Genomic DNA, 22,074 nt, shown 5'->3' with positions numbered 1-22,074 from the left:
CAGTCCGCCCCGCCGGCCCGCACCGCCGGTCCGCCCGCCTCGGGCGCTCCGGTGGGGACACCGCCGTCACCGGCCGGGCTCCGTCAGACGGGCTCGCCGACCGGCTCGGGCACCGCCGCACCGGGCGTCACCCGGCCCGGCCGGGCCGGCCACCAGACCCGCTCCCCGAGGTCCCGGACCAGCGCGGGCACCAGCAGCGAACGCACCAGCAGGGTGTCCAGCAGCACGCCGAAGGCGACGATGAAGGCGATCTGGGCGAGGAAGGCCAGCGGGATCACGCCGAGCGCGGCGAAGGTCGCGGCCAGCACCACCCCGGCCGAGGTGATCACCCCGCCGGTGGCCGTCAGGCCGCGCAGCACCCCCTCCCGGGTGCCGACCCGCAAGGCCTCCTCGCGGACCCTGGTCATCAGGAAGATGTTGTAGTCCACGCCCAGCGCGACCAGGAACACGTACCCGTAGAGCGGCACCGAGGGGTCGACGGCGGTGAAGCCGAAGACGTGGTCGAAGACGACCGCGCTGACGCCGAGCGTCGCCAGGTAGGAGAGCGCGACGGTGGCGGCCAGCAGCACCGGGGCGAGCAGCGAGCGCAGCAGCAGCACGAGCACGGCGAGGATGCAGAGCAGCACGACCGGCATGATGAGCGCCCGGTCGCGCTCCGCCGTGATCCGGGTGTCGTACTGCTGCGCGGTGTACCCGCCGACCAGCGCGTCCCCGCCGGGCACCGCGTGGACGGCCTGCCGCAGGCGCCGCACGGTGGCGATGGCCGCGTCGCCGTCGGCCGGGTCGGCGAGCGTGACGTCCAGCCGGACCCGCCCGTCCACCGTCCCGGGCGCGCCGCCGGGTGCCCCGCCGGTGTACGGGCGGACGGCGGCCACCCCGGGGACGGCCGCCGCGGCGGCGACCGCCTCGGCCCGCCCGGCGGCGGCGATCACCACGGCCGGGTTGCCGGCGCCGCCGGGGAAGTGCTTCGAGAGCAGGGCCTGCCCGGCCGCCGAGGGCTGGGCCTTGATGAAGAGTTCGCTCTGCGGGACGCCGCCGGAGTCCAGGGTCGGCGCGAAGGCGGCCAGCGCGGCGAGCACGGCCAGGCTCGCCGCCCAGGTGGTGCGCGGCCGGCGCCCGACCAGGGCGGCCACCCGCTGCCAGACGGCGTTCACCGGGGCCCGCCCGTCGGCGGCCGGTCGGGCCGGCCAGTAGGCGGCGCGGCCCAGCAGGACGAGTGCGGCCGGCAGGAAGGTCAGCGCGGAGAGCACCGCGCAGCCGATCCCGATCGCGCCGACCGGGCCGAGCGCCCGGTTGTTGGTGAGGTCGGAGAGCAGCAGGACGAGCAGGCCGAGCGCGACCGTCGTCCCGGAGGCGGCGATCGGCTCGACGGACTGCCGCCAGGCGGTGCGCATCGCCGCGAACCGGTCGCCGTGGAGGTGCAGTTCCTCGCGGAAGCGGGCGGAGAGCAGCAGTCCGTAGTCGGTGGCCGCGCCGATCACCAGGATCGAGAGCAGGCCCTGCACCTGGCCGTCCACCCGGACCAGGCCGTGGCCGGCGAGCAGGTAGACCAGCGCGCAGGAGATCCCGAGGGCGAACACCGCGCCGAGGATCACCAGCAGGGGCAGCAGCAGACTGCGGTAGACGGCGAGCAGGATCAGCAGCACCACGCCGAGGGCGACGCCGAGCAGCAGTCCGTCGATGCCGGCGAAGGCGCCGCCGAGGTCGGCCGCGATCGCCGCCGGGCCGGCCAGGCCGACGGTGGTGTCCGGCACCCGGTCGGTGAGTTCGCGGACGGCCCGGACGCTGTCTCCGGTCTGCCGTCCGAGGTCGGCGCGGAGCTGGACGACGCCCTGCAGGGCACGGCCGTCCTCGGCCGGCACGGCGGGCGACACCCGCCCGGTGGCGCCGGGGACGGTGGCGGCCGCCTGCAGGGCCCGGCCGGCGGCGGCGCGCTGGGCGTCGTCGACCGCTCCGGTGCGGCTCTCCCAGACCACGATCAGCGGCACCGCGGCGGCCGTCCGGAAGCCCTCCCCGAGGCGGGCCACCTCGGTGGACTCGGCGCTGCGGGGCAGGAACGCGGCCCGGTCGTTGGTGGCCACCTCGGAGAGCCTGCCGGCGTAGGAGCCGAAGGCACCGCCCAGGCCGAGCCAGACGACCAGCAGGACGAGCGGGACCAGCAGCCTGGTTCGGCGCCGGGAGGTGGGGCGGGGAGCGGCTGGACCGGTGCGCATCGCGGAGCGCCCTTCGGGCGGGGGCGGGTGACGGACAGCCGGATCATATCTCTCGACCATCGAGAGACTTGACAGTCAAGAGGTCCGGTCGCCCGGCGGCTTCCGGCGGCCCCCGAGCAGCCCCGCCACCGAGAGCGCTCCCCAGCCGACGGAGACGGCCACCGCCATCGCCCGGTGGCGGCGCTGCGGCAGTGCGGTGGCCAGCAACGCGGCGTCACCCAGGTCGGAGGCGATCCGCACCAGCGTCGCCGTCCGCAGCGCCGACTCGTCGGGCGCGAACGCCATCGCCAGGCCGCAGGCGGCGTCGCGGAAGGCGAGGGGGCGCAGGCAGGCGGCGGTGGCGCGGGGGAGCGAACCGTCGGCGGCGGTCAGCCCGGACGGGGCGGCCAGCAGGGCGGGCCACCGGGCGACGGTGAGGCCGTAGACGGCGGTGGCGGCGCCGGTCAGCCGCAGCAGACGAGGGTTCATGGCGGGGGTCTCCCGGGGTCGGTGGGCGTCGGGGGCGGTCTCGGGTGGCGGTCTTGGGTGGCGGTCTTGCGCGGCGCCCCCCGGGCGGCCCGGGGGCGCCGACCGGGGCGCGGACCGGGCGGCGGACGTCCGGGTGGTCGGACGCGGCGGACGCCCGGTCCGGCCCGGACCCCGCCGCGCGGCCCCATCCTCTACGACACGTCACCTCCGCCCGGGCCGACACGTCCGGCGGAGGCGTCCCCGCGGACCTCCACGCGCGCGACCGTCGCCCCCGCACCGGCGACGAGGAGTTCGGCGACGAGCAGATTGATCAGCCACGACGTCCAGGCCGCACTGGCGTAGGCCGGCTCGAAGGAGACACCGAGCGCCCCGAAGAACACCAGCCAGAGCCGCAGGGTGACGGCCGCCAGGATCAGGGCGTACGACCGGGTCGTCCAGATCCGGTGCCGGGCGAACTCCCGCCGCCGGGCGGTGGCGTACGCGGCCGCGGAGGTCACCAGGAGCAGGACGGCCAGCAGCGCGAAGCCGATCGGGGCGATCGGCGCGACCAGCGCCCGCGGTGCCAGCAGCAGGCCGCCGACGCCGGCCACCAGCGCGCTCACCAGGTAGGCCCGCCCGACGAACCGGTGCACGGCCGGGCGTCGGGTGCGCAACCGGGGGAGGAACTGCCACGGTCCGAGCAGCAGCGCCAGGACGCCGCCGCCGATGTGGAGCAGGAGCGGGGCCAGGTGGGCGAGGTAGACGGCCCGTTGCTCGGGGAGGAAGGTGTCCGGGTCGAGGGTGAAGTAGCGGGCGCCGAGCAGGGCCGTCACGGCGGCCAGGGCGGTCGTCACGGCCCAGCCGGCCCGGCGGAGTCCGCGGGGCGCCGTCATCGGGGTGCCCGGGATCCGTCGCCGCGGCGGACGACCGGTATGGCAGGTGAGTTCATGCCGGGAAAGCTACGGACCGGGCGGGCCCGGCCGCGTCCCCCCTGCGGGGCAGTGCGCGTGCCTCTGCCGGGGTGGGCGGTACTCCCGGCCGGGCTGCGGCTACTCCGGCGGGAGCAGCACGGAATACCCCAGCAGGGCGATGTGCGCGGCTGGCGGGCTTCGTTAGCGTTCCCCGTGGTTCCGCACCCTGCCCTGCGCGCTCCACACACCCACCTGCCACCGGCTGCTGCCCACCGACCACCGACCACTGCCTGCTGACCACCGATCACCGATCACCGACCACCGAGACCATCAGGAGTCCGATGAAACGACCGGCCCCGGCCCCGATCCGCCTCGCCGACCTCGCCCTCGCCGCGGCCTTCCTCTGCGCCATGCTGGTCGACCGCGCCGGCGCGGCGACGGAGCTCGGCGGGCGGCTGGTCCCGGCCATCGCCCTGAGCGTCGCCGTCGCGGGCGCGCTCGCCGCCCGCCGGACGGCGCCGCTGGCCTCCTACCTGGTCGGGTCGGCCGCGCTGGCGGCGGAGGCACTGCTCGGGCTGGGCACCGCCGTCTCGCCCTACGCCAATCTGATCGGCCTCTACTCGCTCGGGCTCCACGCGTCGCGCGACCGGGCGCGGCTCGGGCCGTTCGTCGCTCTGGTCGCCATGGCCGCCTACTTCAGCGGCCCGGGCGGCGGCGGCACCTACCCCGCGATACCCGCCGGGGTGCTGTTCGTCTGGCTGCTCGGCTGGGCCATCGGCTACGGCACCGCGCGGCGGCTGGAGGAGCGGGACACCGCCCGGCTGCTGCTGCGCCGCGAGGCCGTCACCGAGGAGCGCACCCGGATGGCGCGGGAGCTGCACGATCTGGTCGGCCACACCGTCAATGTGATGCTCGTCCAGGCCGGCGCGGCCCGGCGGCTGCTGGACCGGGACCAGGAGCGCACCCGCGAGGTGCTGGCGGAGCTGGAGCACACCGGCCGGGAGGCGCTCGACGAGCTGGACCGGGTGCTCGGCCTGCTCCGCCGCGGCCCGGACGTGGCGGACCATCCACCGGACGAGCCCGTGTTCCAACCCGGTCTGGCCGACCTGCCCCGGCTGACCGGCCGGATCGGCCAGGCCGGGATCCGGGTGAGCGTCAGCATCGACCCCGGCGCGAGCGGGCTGCCGCGCAGCATCGACGTCTCGGCCTACCGGATCGTGCAGGAGGCGCTGACCAACACGGTGAAGCACGCCCGAGCCCGGTCCGCCGACGTCACCGTCCGCCGGTTCGGCGACGTGCTCGACATCGAGGTCCGCGACGACGGGCGCGGCGCCGCCGCCGGGTACTCCCCCGGGCGGGGGCTGCTCGGCATCGCGGAGCGGGTCTCGATGCTGGGCGGCCGGGTGGAGCACGAGCGGGGCGAGCAGGGCGGCTTCCGGCTGCACGCCGCCCTGCCGATCCCATGAGCCTCCCACCGCCGTCGAACGGGCGGCCCGCCACGCCGGAGCCCACACGCCCCGGCCCCACCAGCCCTGCCAGCCCCACCGGCGCCACCGGCCCCACCGCCGTCCGGGTGGTCGTCGCCGACGACGACGCGCTGCTGCGCGCCGGGGTCGCCCTGGTGCTCAGCACGGCCGACGGCATCGAGGTGGTCGGCCAGGCCGCCGACGGCCTCCAGGCGGTCGGGCTGTGCCGCAGCCTCTCCCCCGACGTCGTCCTGATGGACGTCCGGATGCCCGGCATCGACGGCATCGAGGCGACCCGCCGGATCGTGGCCGAGGGCCTGCCGACCCGGGTCCTGGTCCTGACCGTCTTTCACCACGACGACTACGTGTGGGGCGCCCTCCGGGCCGGCGCCGATGGCTTCCTGCTCAAACGCACCTCCCCCGAGCGCCTCATCGACGCCGTGCAGGCGCTCGCCGCCGGAGAGGTCCTGCTCGACCCGGCCGTCACTCGCAGCCTGGTCGCCCGGGTCGTCGACCGGGCCCCGGGCCGCTCGGCCGCCGAGCCCGAGGACCCTCGCCTGGGCCAACTGACCGCCCGGGAACGGCAGGTGCTGCGGCTGGCCGCCGAGGGGCGCTCCAACGCGGAGATCGCCGGGCTGCTCGTCCTCGCGGAGTCCACCGTGAAGACCCACATGAAGCGGGTGCTCGCCAAGCTCGACGCGCGCGACCGGGCCCAGGCCGTCGCGATCTCCTACCGCGGCGGCCTGATGTCCTTCTGAAGCCCCGCTCCGAACCGCCCGGGCCCTGCCCACACCCTGCCCACACCAGGGCCCTGCCTCGGCCCGCACCCGGGCCCTGCCCCCGCCCCAGCCCCTGCCCCTGCCCCTGCGCCGGCCACAGCGACGGCCCACGCACCCCGGCCACAACCGCACGGCCCGCGCGCCCCGGACGGGGTGCGCGGGCCGTGGCGGGCTGCTGCCGGAGTCAGCCGGTGATCGGCTTGGTGTCGAGGCGGATGTGGTCGACGGCCCAGAACCAGTTGTTGCCCGCGTCGTACATCCGGAACTTCAAGGTCACCGCGCGGGCGCCCGCCGGAACGGCGAACTGCTTGGTGACGAAGGTGTTCTGGACGTCCTTGCCGGCGTTGTCGTTGCCCGTCGCGTCGCTGCTGTAGAAGACCAGACGGGTCTCGGCGCCGTTGTCGAAGACGGCGGTGACAGCCGCCTTCTGCGGGGCCTCCTGCCGGTAGTGCGAGTCGAAGGCGAGGTACAGGGTGCTCGCACCGGCCGGGAGCTGGACGGCGGGCGAGACCAGGGTGGAGTCGAACTTGCCCTTGCCCGACGGCGCGCCGGTGTCGTCCCAGTCGTCCGGGTCGGCGACCGCGAGGATGCCCAGGCCGCGGCTGAAGTTGCCGCGGTCCTGCCCGGCCGGGGTGGACCAGGCGCGCTTGGTGTGGAAGGTCCAGCCCTGCAGGCGGGCGGTGCCCTGCGGCATGCCGGGGGCGTTGACCACCGACCAGCCCTGCGGGGCCTGCGGCGTCCAGCCGAGGACGCCGCCGATCGGCTGGAGGGCCCCGGCCAGCGACTCGAAGTCCTCACCGAGCAGGTGACCGGCCATCACGGGGGCGGTGCGCGCCCCGATCTCGCCGTCGGCGACCGCGAACCGGTTGCCGGCCAGCGCGCGGGCGGTGACCAGGATCCGGTGGGTGGCGCCGTCCGGCAGCACGGCGGGCGGGGTGACGTCCCACTCGGCGGTGGCGGTGGCCCCGGCGGCGAGCGAGGCGGGCGGCGGGGTGACGGCGGTGACCGTCCAGCCGGCCGGCACGACCGGCTGCGTCTCGATCGCGGTCAGCGCGGCGGTCGCGGTGAACCGGGCGGCGACCCGGGCCGGGCGGCCGGGCAGCAGGATCGCCTCGTCGATGGTGGTCGAGGCGGCCTTGAGCGTGACGTCCAGCGCGAGCGGGTCGGCGAGACCCATCGCCGGGTCGGTCACCAGGTGGTCGCCGTCCCACGGGAAGCGCCCGGCGATCCGGCGGCGGAAGCCGAGCTCGCCGCGGACGCCCACCGCGACGTCGTACCAACCCTCCGGCCCGACCTTCACGTTGACGGTCTTGTCGTCCCCGGCCGCGACCCGCACTTCGCGCAGCCCGTCGCCGTAGGCGAGGTCGCCGACCAGGAAGGTCTGGGCGGTGCGCGAGCGGTTGATCACGTCCACCTCCAGCACCTTGCCGTTCTGCTCCTCGGAGAGCGAGATCTCGTACGCCGAGGCGGCGTCCCCGCGCAGGTGCCAGAGCGCGCCGTTCGGGCCGTGCACCCGCAGGTCGTAGCCCTCGGGGCCGACCGTCCAGACGTCGGAGATCCGGCTCTTGGCGCCGACGGTGTAGTGGCGCGGCGCGGTACCGGGCGCCGGGTAGACGGCGAAGACGGCGCCCTGGCGGCCCTGGTTGATGAAGTCGACGGTCAGCTCGTTGCCCTTGAGCTTCGGCTTGACCAGCAGGTCGTACGGGCTGATCCGGGCGGTGCGGGCACCGCGCTGCTGCTGCGGGAACGCCTGCGGGTTGGGCACGGTGGGCGCGGGCAGCTTGCCGGTGTCGACGACCTTCTGCCGGTTGCCGCTGGTGTCGGGCAGCTGCGGCCAGACCGGGTTGCGGCCGGAGAAGTCGAACACATTGGTGAGGTCACCGGTGACGGCGCGCCGCCACGGGCTGATGTTGGGCTCCTCGATGCCGAAGCGCTGCTCCAGCAGGCGCAGCACCGAGGTGTGGTCGTAGACCGTGGAGTCGACCACGCCGCCGCGCGTCCACGGCGAGACCACGATCATCGGGACGCGCACGCCCAGGCCCATCGGGTACGGGCCGGAGACCAGGGTCTCGCCCGCCGGCAGGGTGTCCGACCAGCCGAGCGAGCCGTCGGCGGCCTTCACCCGGTACTTGCCGTCCTGGCTGACCACCCGGTGGTAGGTCGAGCCGCCCTTGGAGACCCGGACCACGACCTCGCCGTCGACCGGGACGGTCGACTTGCCGCGCCCGGCGGCCAGCGGCGGGACGGGCGGCAGCTGGTGGTCGAAGAAGCCGCCGTGCTCGTCGTAGTTGAGGATGAAGACGGTCTTCTCCCACACCTCCGGCTTCGCGGCGAGCGCGGCGAGCAGCCGGGCCGTCAGGTGCTCGCCGTTCGGCGGGGCGTAGTTGGCGTGCTCGGAGAGCGCGGCGGGCGCGACCAGCCAGGAGACCTGCGGCAGCTGGTCGGCCTGGACGTCGGCGGTGAACGCCTCGACCAGGGCGTCACCCATCGCGAAGGGGTCGTCCTTCTTCGCCGGGTCGCCGACCGCGCGCATGCCGCGCTCATAGAGCGGCTCGCCCGGCTTGGCCTTGACGAAGGGGGTGAACCAGGCGAGCGCGTTGTCGTCGAAGTTGTCCAGCGCCTGGTAGGTCTTCCAGCTGATCCCGGCCTTCTGCAGCCGCTCGGCGTAGGTGGTCCACTCGTAGCCGCCGGGGATCTCGGTGTTGTCGGTCACCGGGGTGTCCCGCACCGTGCCGCCGCTGGTCCCGGTCATCAGGTGTTCGCGGTTGGTGTTGGTGTTGCACTGCACGGACGCGTAGTAGGCGTCACAGGTCGTGAAGACCGAGGCGAGCGCGTTGTAGAACGGCATGTCGGCGGGCTCGTAGTAGCCCTGGCCGAGCCAGCCGCCGGAGCGGCGGGTGACCGAGCCGTCGGCGCGGCCGTCGTTCCAGGCGTTCATCGAGTCGACGAAGCCGAAGGCCGGGGCGCCCTGCTGGTAGGCGTTGGTGTGCGCCGCGTTCATCGGGAACGGCAGCAGGTGGCCCTCCTTGCGCCCCGGGTCGGGCTGGTGGAACACCGAGCGCCCGTTGACCCCGCGCACCGCCGTCCGGTCGCCGAAGCCGCGCACGCCGGGCAGCGTGCCGAAGTAGTGGTCGAATGCGCGGTTCTCCTGCATGAACACCACGACGTGCTGGATGTCCGCCAGCTTTCCGGGGCGGGCGGGAGCGGCCAGCGCCTCGCGCACGCTGAGCGGAAGGGCGGACAGCACGGCGGCCGCCGCCGCGCCGCCGAGCAGGGTGCGGCGCGACAGTTCGGGCATAGGACTCATCGGGGGATGGCTCCTTGATCACGGGTGCTGGGCGTCGGGGTTCGGCCCAGACCCGTTATGTCTATGTGCCCGAGATAAACGGAAGCGGACGGGTTCGATGGCATTTCGGTAACAGAGAGTGAACCCAGAGCTGTACAGACAACTTGGCAACATCGGTCACATCAGACCCGGATGCACCTCCTCCCCGAGCGCCGGACGGGTTCTTGACGGGACCCGGACACCCCAAAATGAGCCGGTAGTTGACGAACCGTCTGGCCTGTTCAGGCCCGGTCGTGGACAACCCTTGACGAGGCATGTGGTCTGTGGAAATCTCTCGGCAGGTCCAGGCCAATGATCTTTCCACGGGGGAGAGGATCGGACCGCCTGACGCATCAGGGGGGAACCTGGGAGTCGGGTCGGCCTAGCTCCAGCGGCCTGCCGACCGGCCCGTGGGGCGGGCCGGCCCCATACGGCAGCCGCGCCGTCCGCCGGGCCGCCTCGTCGTGGCGAAGCCGCTCGGACGGGTGCCCCGCAGCTCCGTCTCCGTCTCCCGAATCGAGCCCGCCATGTCCCACTCCCCCGCCGTGCCCGGCCCGTCCTCCACCCCGGAGGAGCCCGCGAGAGCGGCGAACGCCCCGGCCCGCACCGGGCGCCCCGCCTCCCCCGCCCAGCACGGGATCTGGCTGACCAGCAGGCGGACCACCGTCCCCGAGGCCTTCCACCTCGCCCTGCGGTTCGCGTTCGACCGGATCGACACCGAGGCCCTGGCCCGCGCCGTCGCCACCGTCGCCGCCCGCCACCCCGCGCTCTCGGCGGCCCTGGTCGAGCGGGACGGCGTCGTCCACCAGGTCCCGGCCGGGCGGCCGCCCGCCCTCACCGTCGTCGACGCGACGACCGACACCGGCGAGGCGCTGGCCAAGCGGCTGGCCGAGGAGGTCGCCCTCCCGTTCGACCTCGCGGCCGGACCGCTCGCCCGGTTCACCCTGTACCGGCGGCCCGACGAGGCGGCCGAGCTGCTGGTGGTGGCCCACCACGCGGTGTTCGACGGCCACTCCAAGGACGTGCTGGCCGCCGACCTCGCCGCCGCCTACGCCGCCGCGCTCGCGGGCGAATCACCCGTCACCGGGTCCGCCGCACTCGGCTCCGCCGCGGTCGGCTCCCCCGAAATCGGCGACGACCGGCCGGCCGACCCCGACCTCGTCCGCCGGGCGGCCGAGTTCCACGGCCCCCGCTGGGCCGCGGCCACCGACCCGGTGCTGCCCCACGGCCCCCGGTCCACCACCGACGCCGGCCGGGGCGAGGCCGTCACCTGGCGGCTCGACGGCCCCGGCCGGACCGCCCTGGTGGACGCCGCGCGCGACTGCGGGGTCACCGTCTTCGAGTTCCTGCTCGCCGCCCTGCACGGCCTGCTGCACCGCTACGGCGGCGAGGCCGTGCCGGTCGCCGTCCCGTTCTCCACCCGCCGCCCGGAGCAGCGCGACGAGGTCGGCCTCTTCGTCAACGAGCTGCCGGTGCACGCCCCGGCCGGCGCCGACGGGGAGAGCCCGTTCGCGGAGTACGCGCGGGCCGTCCGGGCCGAGGTCCGGCTGGGTGCGGCCCACCGGGCCGTCCCGTTCGGCGCGGCCGTACCCGGGCTCACCCCGCGCACCGGCCTGGCACCGGTTTCCTTCGGCTACCGCCGCCGGACCACCGCCGACCCGCTCTTCCCGGGCACCGCCACCCGGGTCGACTGGACGGTGTTCCCGCACGCCTCCCGCAACACGCTGCACCTCCAGGCGGTCGAGGACACCGAGGCCGTCGCCTTCTCCCTCCAGTACGACCCGGCCGTCCTCGCGACGCCCGGCGCCCGGCGGATCGCCGGCCACCTCACCACCCTGCTCGCCGCCGCGACGGCCGACCCGGGCACGGCGCTGGCCGACCTGCCGCTGCTCGACGAGGCGGAGGAACGCCTCGTCACGACCGGCTGGAACGCCACCGCCCACGCCTACCCCGCCGACCGGACGGTGCTCGACCTGGTCCGCGAGCGCGCCGGAGCCGCGCCGGAGGCCCTCGCCGTGGTGGCCGGCCCGGAGCGCCTGACGTACCGGGAACTCCTTCGGCGCGCCGACCGGCTGGCCGGCGCGCTGACCACGGCCGGCGTCGGCCGGGGCGACCTCGTCGGCCTGCACCTGAGCCGCACCGCCGAGCTGCCGGCCGCGCTGCTCGCCGTGCACGCCGTCGGCGCCGGCTACCTGCCGCTCGACCCCGGGTACCCGGCCGAGCGGCTCGCCCTCGTCCTGGCGGACTCCGGCGCCGCGCTGCTGCTGGCCGACCGCGAGCCGGCCCCGGAGGTGGCGGCCGCGGCCCCGGCGCTGCTGCGGCTCGCCGAAGCGGTGGGCGACACCTCCGTGGCCGGCACGACGACGGCCGGCGCGGCAACAGCAGGCGCGGCAACGGCAGGCGCGGCAACGACCGGCGCGGCAACAGCCAGCGCGGCAACAGCCGGCACGACAAAGGCCGGTGCCGCGCCGGGCCGGCTCGCCTACGTGCTCTACACCTCCGGCTCCACCGGCCGCCCCAAGGGCGTCGAGATCGGCCACCGCGCACTGGTCAACCTGCTCACGGGCTTCGCCGACCGGCTCGACTCCGGCCCCCGGGACGTCTGGCTCGGCCTCACTTCCCTGTCGTTCGACATCTCCGCACTCGAACTGCTGCTGCCCCTGGTCACCGGCGGACGCCTGGTCCTGGCCCCGGACGGCCTCGCCGTGGACGGCCCGGGCCTGCGCGCCCTGGTCGAACGCGAGGGCGTCACCCACGTCCAGGCCACCCCCTCGGGCTGGCGGGTCCTGCTCGGCGCCGGCCCGCTGCCGCCCGGGCTGACCGCCCTGGTCGGCGGGGAGGCCCTGCCGCTGCCGCTGGCCCGCGAGCTGCGGGCGGGCACCGACCGCCTGTTCAACGTCTACGGGCCGACCGAGACCACGATCTGGTCGACCTGCGCCGAGGTCCCGGCCGTGCCGGAGGCCGTGCGGATCGGCCGGCCGATCGCCAACACCCGTGCCCACGTACTGGACCGGCGGCGCCGGCCGCTCCCGATCGGCGTGCCGGGCGAGCTGTACCTCGGCGGCGACGGGGTCGCCGAGGGCTACCTGGGCCGCCCCGAGCTGACCGCCGAACGCTTCGTCGACGACCCCTTCGGCGCACCCGGCGACCGCCTCTACCGCACCGGCGACCTCGCGGCCTGGACCGCCGACGGCGAACTGGAGTTCCTCGGCAGGCTCGACGACCAGGTCAAGATCCGCGGCCACCGGATCGAGCTCGGCGAGATCGAGTCGGCGCTGCTGGCGCACCCGGAGGTCGCCGAGGCGGCCGCCGCGGTCCGCCAGGAGGGCGACGGGGAGCCGTTCGTGGCCGGCTACCTCGTCCCCGCACCCGGCGCCGCCGCGCCGGACGCCGCCGAACTGCGCGCCCTCCTCCAGCGGGTGCTGCCGGCCGCCGCGATACCCCAGCGCTTCGCGGTGCTCGACCGGCTGCCCCTGACCCCGAACGGCAAACTGGACCGCCGGGCGCTGCCCGTCCCGCCGCGCCCGGTCAACGACCCGGTCGGCGACGCGGCCGAGGACGCGGCCGGGCACCGGGAGCCCGACGAGGTGCTCACCGCCGTGCTCGGGGTCTGGGCCGAGGTGCTCCAACTGCCCGGGCTGGGCCCCGAGGACGACCTCTTCGAGCTCGGTGGGCACTCCCTGACGATCATTCAGATCACCGCCAGGATCCGCGACCTGCTCGGCGTCGAGCTCGACTTCGACGTCTTCTTCGCGACCCCCACCCCGCTCGGCATCGCCGCCGCCGTCCGCGACCTGCGCTGACCCGCCCGGGCGGCGCGCTGCACCGCGCCGCCCGCCCACCCCGCGGCGGATGCCGCCCCGAGGGCACCGCCACCTCCGACGTGCGCCGAAATGGACCACCTATGACCGACATCCAGGACCCCGCAGCCGGGCTGTCCGCGACCAAGCGCGCCCTGCTCGCCCAGCGGCTGCGCACGGCCCCGGCCCCCGCCAGAACCGTGCCCGCCCGACCGCCCGGCACCGCCCCGCCGCTCTCCAGCGGCCAGGAACGGCTCTGGTTCATGGACCAGTTCGCCCCGCGCTCCACCGCCTTCACCCTGGCGCCGGCCCGCCGGCTGCGCGGGCCGCTCGACCGCGCCGCGCTGGACGCCGCCCTGACCGACCTGGTCGCGCGGCACGAGGCGCTGCGGATGACCTTCCCGAGCACCCCCGAGGGCACCGCCGAGGTCGGCGTCGCCGAACCCGCGCCGTGCGCGGCCCGGTTCGTCGACGCCGCCGCCGACCCGGACCCGGCCGGGCGCGCCGCCCGCGAGCTCGGCGCCCTGGTGGCCGAACCGTTCGACCTGGCCACCGGGCCGCTGCTGCGCGCCCTGCTGGTCCGCACCGGGCCCGAGGAGCACGTGCTCGCGCTGGTCATGCACCACATCGTCAGCGACGGCTGGTCCCTGGACATCCTCAACCGCGAGCTGGACGCGCTCTACGCCCGGCACGCCGACGGCACCCCGGACGGCCTGGCCGCCCCCGCCGTCCGGTTCGGCGACTACGCGCACTGGCAGCGCGAGCGCCTGGCCGGCGACGCGCTGGCCGCCTCCCGCGCGTACTGGCGGACCGAGCTGCGGGACGTCCCCGCCCTCGAACTGCCCACCGACCGGCCGCGGCCGCCGGTGCTGACCTTCGACGGCGCCGCGCTGGAGTTCCACTGGGACGCGGAACTCGGCAGCGGCGTCAAGGCGTTGGCCCGGTCCTCGAACGCCTCCGCGTACATGGTGCTGATGGCCGCGCTGCAGACCCTGCTCGGCCGGCACGCCGGTCTGCGGGACTTCGCCGTCGGCTCGGCGGTCGCGGGCCGGCTCCACCGCGAACTGGAGGACGTCGTCGGCCTGTTCGTCAACATGCTGCCGATCCGGGCCCGGCTGGAAGGCGATCCGACCTTCACCGAACTGCTCGGCCGGGTCCGCGAGACCACCCTCGACGCGTACACCCACCAGGAGGTGCCCTTCGAGCAGATGGTGGCCGACCTGGAGATCGAGCGCGACGTCAGCCGGTCGGCCGTCTTCCAGGTCAGCTTCGCCTTCCAGAACTACGGCGACCGCGGAGCGGGCACCGGCACCGGTGGCGGCGGGCTCACCGGGGAGGGCTTCGGCCACGAGGCCGCCACCACCCGCACCGACCTCGCGCTCTACATGCGGGAGAAGTCCGACGGCGGCCTGTACGGGCTGCTCACCTACCGCACCGACCTGTTCGACGCCGCGACCGTCCGGCGGCTGGTCGAGCGGTTCGAACTGCTGGTGACCGCGGCGGTGGCCGATCCGGCGCGCCGGGTCTCCCGGCTGCCGCTGCTCACCCCCGCCGAACGGCGGGACGTCCTGGAGGTCTGGGCCGCCGGGCCGCCGCTGCCGGACGCCGCCGCGGCGCCGGGCACCCTGACGGCACTGCTCGCCGCCACCGCGCGGGCCCACCCGGAGCGCCCGGCCGTGGTCCTCGCGGACCGCACGGTCGGGTACCGGGAGCTGGACCAGCGGGCCACCGGCCTCGCCCGCCGGCTGCGGGCGCTCGGCGTGCGGCCCGACGACCGGGTCGCGGTCTGCCTGGAGCAGTCGCCCGAGCTGGCGACGGCCCTGGTCGGCGTGCTGAAGTCGGGCGGCGCCTACCTGCCGCTGGACCCGGAGCAGCCGCCGGCCAGGCTCGCCCGGCTGGTGGCCGACGCCGAGGTCCGGGTCCTGATCACCGACACGGCGCTGCGGGAGCGCTTCCCCGGGTACACCGGCACCGAGCTGCTGATCGACGGCCCGGCCCCGGGCGATGCGGACCCCCTCGCGCCCGACCGCCTCGCACCCGACCCCCTCGCACCCGACCCGGAGCCGCTCGACGAGACCTCCGGCCCGGACCACCTGGCGTACGTGATCTACACCTCGGGCTCGACCGGCGCACCCAAGGGCGTGGCCGTCCAGCACCGGCAGGTCCTCAACTACCTGGCCGGGGTGCGCGAGCGGCTGCGGATCGAACCGGGCGCCGCGTACGGGCTGTTGCAGTCGCTGTCCTTCGACTTCAGCATCACGATGCTCTACCTCGCGCTCAGCACCGGAGGCCGGGTCCACCTCCTCCCGCGCCGGATCGCCGGCGCCGAACTCGCCGAGCAGATCGAGGCGTTGGGGCTCGACTACCTCAAGATGACGCCCTCCCACCTGGCCGCGCTCAGTGCCGACGCCCCCCTGGAGCGGCTGCTGCCGCGCCGGGCGCTGGTGCTCGGCGGCGAGGCCTCGGCCTGGCCGTGGGCCGCCGAGCTGGCCGCCCTCGGCCGCTGCGCCGTGTTCAACCACTACGGCCCCACCGAGGCGACCGTGGGCGTCACCGTGCACGAGGTCACCGCCGGTGCGGCCGGCCCGGGGAGCACACCGATCGGCACCCCGCTGGCCGGCGCCCGCTGCCACGTCCTCGACGAGGCGCTGCAGCCCGTACCGCCGGGCGTCACCGGCGAGCTGTACCTGGGCGGCGACCGGCTCGCCCGCGGCTACCTGGGCCGCCCGGACCTCACCGCCGAGCGCTTCGTCGACGACCCCTTCGGCGCACCCGGCGACCGCCTCTACCGCACCGGCGACCTCGCCCGCTGGCGGCCCGACGGCACCCTCGACTACCTGGGCCGCGGCGACGACCAGATCAAGGTGCGCGGCTACCGGGTCGAGCCCGGCGAGATCGAGGCCGCCCTCACCGCCCTGCCCGGCATCACCCAGGCCGTCGTCCTGGCCCGTGGCGAGGGGCTGCGGCAGGCCCTGGTCGGCTACCTCGAACACCCGGGGGGCGGTCCCGCTCCGGCCCCCGCCGAACTGCGCGACACCCTCGCCGAGGTCCTGCCCGACTACATGGTGCCGGCCCGCTTCGTGGTGCTGGACCGGCTGCCCCTGCTGGCCCACGGCAAGGTCGACCGCCGCTCGCTGCCCGAGCCCGACGAGCCCGCCGCCACCGGCGAGTACGTCGAACCGCAGGGCGAGGCCGAGCAGTTCCTCGCCGAACTCTGGACCGAACTGCTGGCCGTCCCCCGGGTCGGCGCCCTGGACGACTTCTTCGAACTCGGCGGCCACTCGCTGCTCGCCACCCGGGTGGTCGCCCGCCTGCGCCGGGCCTTCCCCGAACTCCCCACCCCGGTCGGGGTGATGGACCTCTTCAAGTACCCCACCGTGCGGCGGCTCGCCGCCCTGCTCAGCGACCCGGACGCCGACCGGGGCCCCCGCCGGCTGCTGCACCGGCTCACCCCGGCCGGCCGCCGGACCACCGCCAGCATCGTCTGCACCCCCTACGGCGGCGGCAGCGCGCTCATCTACAAGCCGCTCGCCGACGCACTGCCCGCCGACTGGGCGCTGCACTCGCTCGCCGTCCCCGGCCACGAGCTGGGCGAGGAGGCGATGGACATCGACGAGGTGGCCGCCCTCTGCGCGCAGGAGATCGTCGACACCGTCGAGGGCCGGATCGTCCTCTACGGCCACTGCGGCGTCGGGGTCCGGCTGGCCGTGGAGGTCGCCCGCCGGGTCGAGGCGGCCGGGCGCGAGATCGAGGCCGTCCACCTCGGCGGAATCTTCCCGTTCGCCCGGCCGGGCGGACGCGGCGCCGCCGTCGGCGAGCGGTGGGCGCGGATCGCCGACCGGCTGCGCAGCGACCAGGGCATGGTCAACGCGCTGGCGGCGGCCGGTCTGGACACCGACGAGGTCGGCACCGAGCAGCTGCGCCTGATGGTCAAGAACCGCCGGACCGGCACCAAGGAGGCCGAGCAGTACTTCACCCGGCTCTTCGAGAGCGCGGACGGCCGGATCGCCGCACCGGTGATCGCGGTCTGCGGCGACCGGGACCCGGCCACGGAGTTCTACCAGGAGCGCTACCGCGAGTGGCACCGGCTCAGCGACACCACCGGCGTGGTGGTGCTCGACGAGGCCGGCCACTTCTACCTCAAGTACCGGGCCGCCGAACTCGCCGAGATCCTGACCACCGTGCACCGCTCGGTGGCGGCCGGGCGGGAGGAGCGGCACCAGCGGGCCGAGGGCGCCACCTGGTGGCTGGCGGGCCTCTCCCGGGACGCTTCGGAGCAGCCCGCCGACGCCGCCGGCACCTCGGACACCACCGCGGCGGCGCGGCCGACCATGCGGCGCTTCCTCGGGGTCGCCGCCGGGCAGCAGATCTCCATGATCGGCTCGGCGCTCACCGAGTTCGCCCTGCCGGTCTGGATCTACCTGACGACCGGCTCGCTCGCCCAGTTCGGCCTGCTGGCCGCCTGCGGCCTGGTGCCCGGCATCCTCGCCGCCCCGATCGCCGGCGCCGTGGTGGACCGCGGCGACCGGCGCCTGATCATGCTGTACGGCGACGTGGCGGCCGGCCTGACCCAGGCGGTGATGCTGCTGCTGTACCTCGTCGACGGCCTGGAGGTCTGGCACGCGTACGTCCTGATCGCGGTGCTCTCGACAGCGCTCACCTTCCAGCGGCTGGCCTGGAACTCGGCCGTCCCGCAGCTCGTACCGAAACGTTTCCTCGGCCGGGCCAACGGCGTCGTCCAGATGGCCTTCGGACTGGCCCAGTTCCTGGTGCCGCTGTTCGCGGTCGGTCTGCTCTCCGCGCTCGGCCTCGGCGGCATCCTCGCCCTCGACGTCGCCAGCTACGTGGTCGCCACCGGGGTCACGCTGGCCGTGCGCTTCCCGGACGTGATGGCCGCCCAGCGGCGGGAGAGCGTCGCCGCCGAGATCCGGGCCGGGTTCCGGCGCGCGCTCGGCAGCCGGCACTTCCGCGCGATGCTGCTGTTCTTCGCCGTCCTCAACATCTTCCTCTCGCCGCTGTTCCTGCTCACCACCCCGCTGGTGCTCTCCTTCGCCCCGCTCGCGGCGGCCGGGTGGGTCGCCGTCGCGGCCGGCCTCGGCGCCGTGCTGGGCGGTCTGACCCTGCTCGTCTGGGGCGGGCCCCGGCGGCTGCGGCTGCGCGGCGTCCTGTTCGCCACCCTCGGCCTGGCCGCCGCCTGCCTGGTGACCGGTCTGCGGCCCTCGGTGGTCCCGGTCGCGCTCGGCGCCTTCGGCATGGCCTACGGGCTGGCCCTGGTCAACGGCGTCTACGCGACGATCGTGCAGACCAAGGTCCCGCTGCGCTTCCACGGCCGGGTGATCGCGGTGAACACCATGGTCGCCTGGTCCACCCTGCCGGTCGGCTTCGCCGTGGTGGCGCCGCTCGGCCCGCGCCTGGTCCAGCCGCTGGTCGACCAGGACGGCGCGCTCGCCGGCACCGTCGGCCGGCTGATCGGCACCGGCGAGGGGCGCGGCATCGGCCTGCTCTACCTGCTGTTCGGCCTGGCCATGGCCCTGCTGGTGCTGGCCTGCCTGGCCGTCCCCGCGCTGCGCCACTTCGACCGCGACGTCCCCGACGCCGAGCCCGACGACCTGGTCGGCCTCGCCGCCCTGACGGACCGCGCCGCCACCCCCGCCGCGCCCGCGACCACCCCGGCCGCGCCCGCCGCACCCGGCACCGGCGCACCCACCACCACCGCGCCCGCCGCCACCCCGGCCGCGCACCGTACCGGAACCGAGGCCGCCGCCCGATGACCACCACCGACCCCACCGACCCCAGCGGGACCGCCGGGACCACCGGGACTTCCAGGACCGCCGGGACCGCCGAGGCCGCCCACCCGCTCACCGAGGAGCAGCGGCGCCTCTGGTTCCTCCAGCAGCTCAACCCCGCCGACGCCGGCTTCAACATGTACCTCTGCCGCCGCTGGAGCGGCCCGCTCGACCGGGACGCGCTGCGCGGGGCGCTCGACCGGCTGACGGCCCGCCACGAGACCCTGCGCACCCGCTTCGCACTGGCCGGCGAGGCGCCCGTCCAGCTGGTCGGGCCGCCCGCGCCCGTCCCGCTCGCCGTGGTCGAGCTGGCGCCCGGCGCGGGCGAGCGCGACTTCACCGAGGCCTGCCGCCCGGCGGTCAACGCGCCGTTCGACCTCGCCGCGCGCCCACCGCTGCGGGCCGTCCTGATCTCCTCCGGGCCGGACGAGCACGCACTGGCCGTGGTGGTGCACCACATCGTCTCGGACGGCTGGTCGTTCGGGATCCTCTGGCGCGAACTGCTGGCCCTGTACCGGGAGGAGACCGGCGAGGCCCCGGCCGGCCTGGCGCCGCTCGCGCTCCGGTACGGCGACGTCGCCCGGGCCGAGCAGGAGCGTGCGGCGGCCGGCGGCGCCGAGGCGGCGTTCCGCTACTGGGCCGAGAAGCTGGCCGGCACCGGCCGGCTGCGGCTGCCGCTGGACCACCCGCGGCCGGGCGACCCGCTGCACCCCGCCGGGTTCGCCTCGGTCGAGCTGGGCCCCGGGCTCACCACGGCCCTGGACGCCCTGGCCCGGCGCGAACGCTGCACCCCGTTCATGGTGCTGCTGGCCGCCTACCAGTGCGTACTGGCCCGCTGGACCGGCACCCGGGACTTCCTGGTGGGCACCCCGCTGGCGGGCCGGACCGAGGCCGCCCAGGAGGCACTGGTCGGCTACTTCGCCCGTACCGGGGTGATCCGCGCCGACCTCACCGGGGACCCGGACTTCCGGACGGTGCTGCACCGGGTCCGGACGGCCACCCTGGGTGCGCTGAGCCATCAGGAGGTGCCGGTGGAGCGGCTCGCCGCCCACCTGGGCCTGCCCGCCGAGGCGGGCGCGGCGCCGCTCTACCAGGCGGTGTTCGTCCACCAGAGCCAGTACGACCTGGCCGGCGACGGCGGCGCCGCCCTGCCGGCCGGGGTGCGCACCGCCTCGATGGACTCCGGCTTCGAGCGGGCCAAGACCGACCTGCTGCTGGACAGTTGGCGGACGGCGGACGGCGGGCTGACGCTCTCCTTCACCTTCGACCGGGAGGTCTTCGAGGACGCGACGGTGGCCGCGCTCGGCGCACGCTGCCGGGCGCTGCTCGCCGCCGTCGTCGAGGACGCGGCGCTGCCGCTGCACGGGGACTGGCTGATCGGGCCGGACGAGCGGGCCGAACTGCTCGCGCTCGGCGCCGGGCCGGTGCCCGGCCCGCTGCACCCGGTGCCGGCACGCTTCGCCGAGCGGGTCGCCGCCGCCCCCGGCGCCCCCGCCCTGGAGTGCGCCGGCCGCACCCTCTCCTACGCCGAACTCGACCGGCGGGCCGAAGAGTTGGCCGACCGGCTCGGCCCCGTCGCCGGACGGCTGGTCGCGGTCCGGCTGGCGCCCTCCTTCGACCTGGTGGTCGCGCTGCTCGCGATCTGGAAGGCCGGGGCCGGCTACCTCCCGATCGACCCGGCCCACCCCGAGGAGCGGCGGCAGCTGATGCTCCGCGAGTCGGGCGCCGTCCTGCTGCTGACCGACGAGGGCGGCGACGGCAGCGACGGCGGCGAGGGACCGCGGATCGTCCCGGCCGCCGCCCCCTCCCCCGGCGACGACCCCGCCGACCGTGCCGGCCTCGCCTACGTCCTCTACACCTCCGGCTCCACCGGCACCCCCAAGGCGGTGGCCGTCGACCACACGGCCCTCGCCGCCCGGGTCGACTGGATGGCCGGGCCGGCCGGCTACCGGCTCGCCCCCGGTGACCGGATCGTCCAGTTCGCCTCGATCGGCTTCGACACCCACGCCGAGGAGCTGTGGCCTGCCCTCGCCGCCGGCGCCTGCGTCGTCCTGCTGCCCGGCGGCGGCCGCACCCTGCCCGAGCTGCTGCGCGGCCCGCAGGGGCCGTCCGTCACCGTGCTCGACCTGCCGACCGCGTACTGGGAGGAACTGGTCTCGCTCGACGACCGGAGCCTGTGGCCGGCCGCCCTGCGGCTGGTGGTCCTCGGCGGCTCCGAGGCCCGCCCGGACGGCGTCGCCCGCTGGCGCGAGCAGCACGGCGACGCCGTCCGGCTGGTCAACACCTACGGCCCGACCGAGGCCACCGTGATCGTCACCGCCGCCGATCTCAAGGCCCCCGACGCCGTCCGGCACCCGCCGCTCGGCCGCCCGCTGCCCGGGGTGCGGCTGTACGTGCTCGACGAGCGCGGCGCGCTCCTCCCCCGCGGCTCCGAGGGCGAACTGCACATCGGCGGCGTCGGCCTGGCCCGCGGCTACCTGGGCCGCCCCGACCTCACCGACGCCGCCTTCCGTCCCGACCCGTTCGCCGGCCCCGGCGCCCGGATGTACCGCACCGGCGACCGGGCCCGCTGGCGCACCGACGGGCAACTGGAGTACCTCGGCCGCACCGACGAGCAGATCAAGCTGCGCGGCTACCGCATCGAACCGGCCGAGATCGAGGCCGCCCTGACCGGCCACCCCGAGGTGGCCCGGTCGGCGGCCGTCGTCCTGGCCGGCCGGCGCCTGGTCGCCTACGCCGTCCCCGCCCCCGGCGCCGAACCCCCGCCGGCGGCACTGCGCGAACACCTGGTCCGGAGCCTGCCCGGCTACCTCGTCCCGGACACCGTCGTCCTGCTCGACCGGCTGCCGCTGACCCTCAACGGCAAGCTCGACACCGCCGCCCTCCCCGCCCCGGACCCGACCACCACGGCCGAGTACCTGCCCCCGCGCACCGACGCCGAACAGCTCGTCACCGAGCTCTGGCAGGAGGTCCTGGGCCTGCCCCGCGTCGGCGCCCTCGACGACTTCTTCGCGCTCGGCGGAGACTCCCTCCTGGTCACCCGCGTCGTCGCCCGCATCCGCGCCGGCGTCGGCCTGGAGGTCCCGATCCGCGACGCCTTCGAACTCTCCACGGCAGCCGCCCTGGCCGCCCGCATCGAGGACCTGCTGGTCGCCGAGATCGAGGCCCTGACCGAGGAGGAGGCCGCCGACCGCCTCAACGGCTGATCCACCGCCACCTGCCGCGCCTCTCCGGCCCCCGGGGATCCTCCCGGGGGCCGGAACCTCCACCGGCCTCGGGAGGCGCGATGCGCGCCACGCTGCCCGGCGTCGCCCTCGTCCCACGGGACGTCGAGGTCGTCCGGGTGG

The 22,074-nt window shown here is 75.9% G+C and carries 9 protein-coding genes; 5 read left to right on the top strand and 4 right to left on the bottom strand.

The window, feature by feature from the left end; all coding sequences use genetic code 11:
- Nucleotides 1-83: 83 nt before the first annotated feature.
- The 3 genes from ACWDRR_RS25505 to ACWDRR_RS25495 all read right to left on the bottom strand — a co-directional run bounded on the left by ACWDRR_RS25505 (nt 84) and on the right by ACWDRR_RS25495 (nt 3,553).
- On the bottom strand, nt 84-2,213 hold the full coding sequence (locus ACWDRR_RS25505) for an MMPL family transporter (RefSeq protein ID WP_449774536.1): 2,130 nt from the start codon (nt 2,211-2,213) through the stop codon (nt 84-86).
- A 75-nt stretch (nt 2,214-2,288) separates the two neighbouring features.
- A complete protein-coding gene (locus tag ACWDRR_RS25500; protein WP_449774535.1) occupies nt 2,289-2,681 on the bottom strand; it encodes a hypothetical protein in 393 nt (130 codons plus the stop codon).
- A gap of 191 nt (nt 2,682-2,872) precedes the next feature.
- Nucleotides 2,873-3,553, bottom strand: a complete 681-nt coding sequence (locus tag ACWDRR_RS25495) for a DUF2306 domain-containing protein (RefSeq protein WP_449774534.1) — start codon at nt 3,551-3,553, stop codon at nt 2,873-2,875.
- A 359-nt stretch (nt 3,554-3,912) separates the two neighbouring features.
- On the opposite strand from ACWDRR_RS25495, the gene ACWDRR_RS25490 reads away from it, so the two are divergent.
- Nucleotides 3,913-5,037, top strand: coding sequence for a sensor histidine kinase (locus ACWDRR_RS25490; RefSeq protein ID WP_449774533.1), 1,125 nt, complete (start codon nt 3,913-3,915; stop codon nt 5,035-5,037).
- Nucleotides 5,034-5,795, top strand: coding sequence for a response regulator (locus ACWDRR_RS25485; protein ID WP_449774532.1), 762 nt, complete (start codon nt 5,034-5,036; stop codon nt 5,793-5,795). The genes ACWDRR_RS25490 and ACWDRR_RS25485 overlap by 4 nt, the downstream gene beginning before the upstream one ends.
- 205 nt (nt 5,796-6,000) lie before the next feature.
- Here the strand turns inward: ACWDRR_RS25485 and ACWDRR_RS25480 are convergent, their stop codons facing one another.
- On the bottom strand, nt 6,001-9,123 hold the full coding sequence (locus tag ACWDRR_RS25480; protein WP_449774531.1) for a phosphocholine-specific phospholipase C: 3,123 nt from the start codon (nt 9,121-9,123) through the stop codon (nt 6,001-6,003).
- 545 nt (nt 9,124-9,668) lie between these two features.
- Here ACWDRR_RS25480 and ACWDRR_RS25475 point away from each other — a divergent pair.
- The 3 genes from ACWDRR_RS25475 (at nt 9,669) to ACWDRR_RS25465 (ending at nt 21,933) form a co-directional block, all read left to right on the top strand.
- Nucleotides 9,669-12,944 carry a non-ribosomal peptide synthetase gene (locus ACWDRR_RS25475; RefSeq protein ID WP_449774530.1) on the top strand — a complete coding sequence of 1,092 codons (3,276 nt, stop codon included), beginning with the start codon at nt 9,669-9,671 and terminating at the stop codon, nt 12,942-12,944.
- A 101-nt stretch (nt 12,945-13,045) separates the two neighbouring features.
- On the top strand, nt 13,046-18,712 hold the full coding sequence (locus ACWDRR_RS25470) for an amino acid adenylation domain-containing protein (RefSeq protein WP_449774529.1): 5,667 nt from the start codon (nt 13,046-13,048) through the stop codon (nt 18,710-18,712).
- On the top strand, nt 18,709-21,933 hold the full coding sequence (locus tag ACWDRR_RS25465; protein ID WP_449774528.1) for an amino acid adenylation domain-containing protein: 3,225 nt from the start codon (nt 18,709-18,711) through the stop codon (nt 21,931-21,933). Before ACWDRR_RS25470 ends, ACWDRR_RS25465 begins: the two co-directional genes overlap by 4 nt.
- Nucleotides 21,934-22,074 lie beyond the last annotated feature (141 nt).

The organism is Kitasatospora sp. NPDC003701 (assembly GCF_053587085.1).
Note: the sequence above shows the minus strand (reverse complement) of the source record. Positions and strands in the feature narration are given on the sequence as shown.

Excerpts from the sequence above, each read along its gene's own strand:
- ACWDRR_RS25480 (WP_449774531.1), bottom strand. The coding sequence starts at position 9,123 with ATGAGTCCTATGCCCGAACTGTCGCGCCGCACCCTGCTCGGCGGCGCG.
- ACWDRR_RS25485 (WP_449774532.1), top strand. The coding sequence starts at position 5,034 with ATGAGCCTCCCACCGCCGTCGAACGGGCGGCCCGCCACGCCGGAGCCC.
- ACWDRR_RS25495 (WP_449774534.1), bottom strand. The coding sequence starts at position 3,553 with ATGACGGCGCCCCGCGGACTCCGCCGGGCCGGCTGGGCCGTGACGACC.
- ACWDRR_RS25505 (WP_449774536.1), bottom strand. The coding sequence starts at position 2,213 with ATGCGCACCGGTCCAGCCGCTCCCCGCCCCACCTCCCGGCGCCGAACC.
- ACWDRR_RS25470 (WP_449774529.1), top strand. The coding sequence starts at position 13,046 with ATGACCGACATCCAGGACCCCGCAGCCGGGCTGTCCGCGACCAAGCGC.
- ACWDRR_RS25475 (WP_449774530.1), top strand. The coding sequence starts at position 9,669 with ATGTCCCACTCCCCCGCCGTGCCCGGCCCGTCCTCCACCCCGGAGGAG.
- ACWDRR_RS25490 (WP_449774533.1), top strand. The coding sequence starts at position 3,913 with ATGAAACGACCGGCCCCGGCCCCGATCCGCCTCGCCGACCTCGCCCTC.
- ACWDRR_RS25465 (WP_449774528.1), top strand. The coding sequence starts at position 18,709 with ATGACCACCACCGACCCCACCGACCCCAGCGGGACCGCCGGGACCACC.
- ACWDRR_RS25500 (WP_449774535.1), bottom strand. The coding sequence starts at position 2,681 with ATGAACCCTCGTCTGCTGCGGCTGACCGGCGCCGCCACCGCCGTCTAC.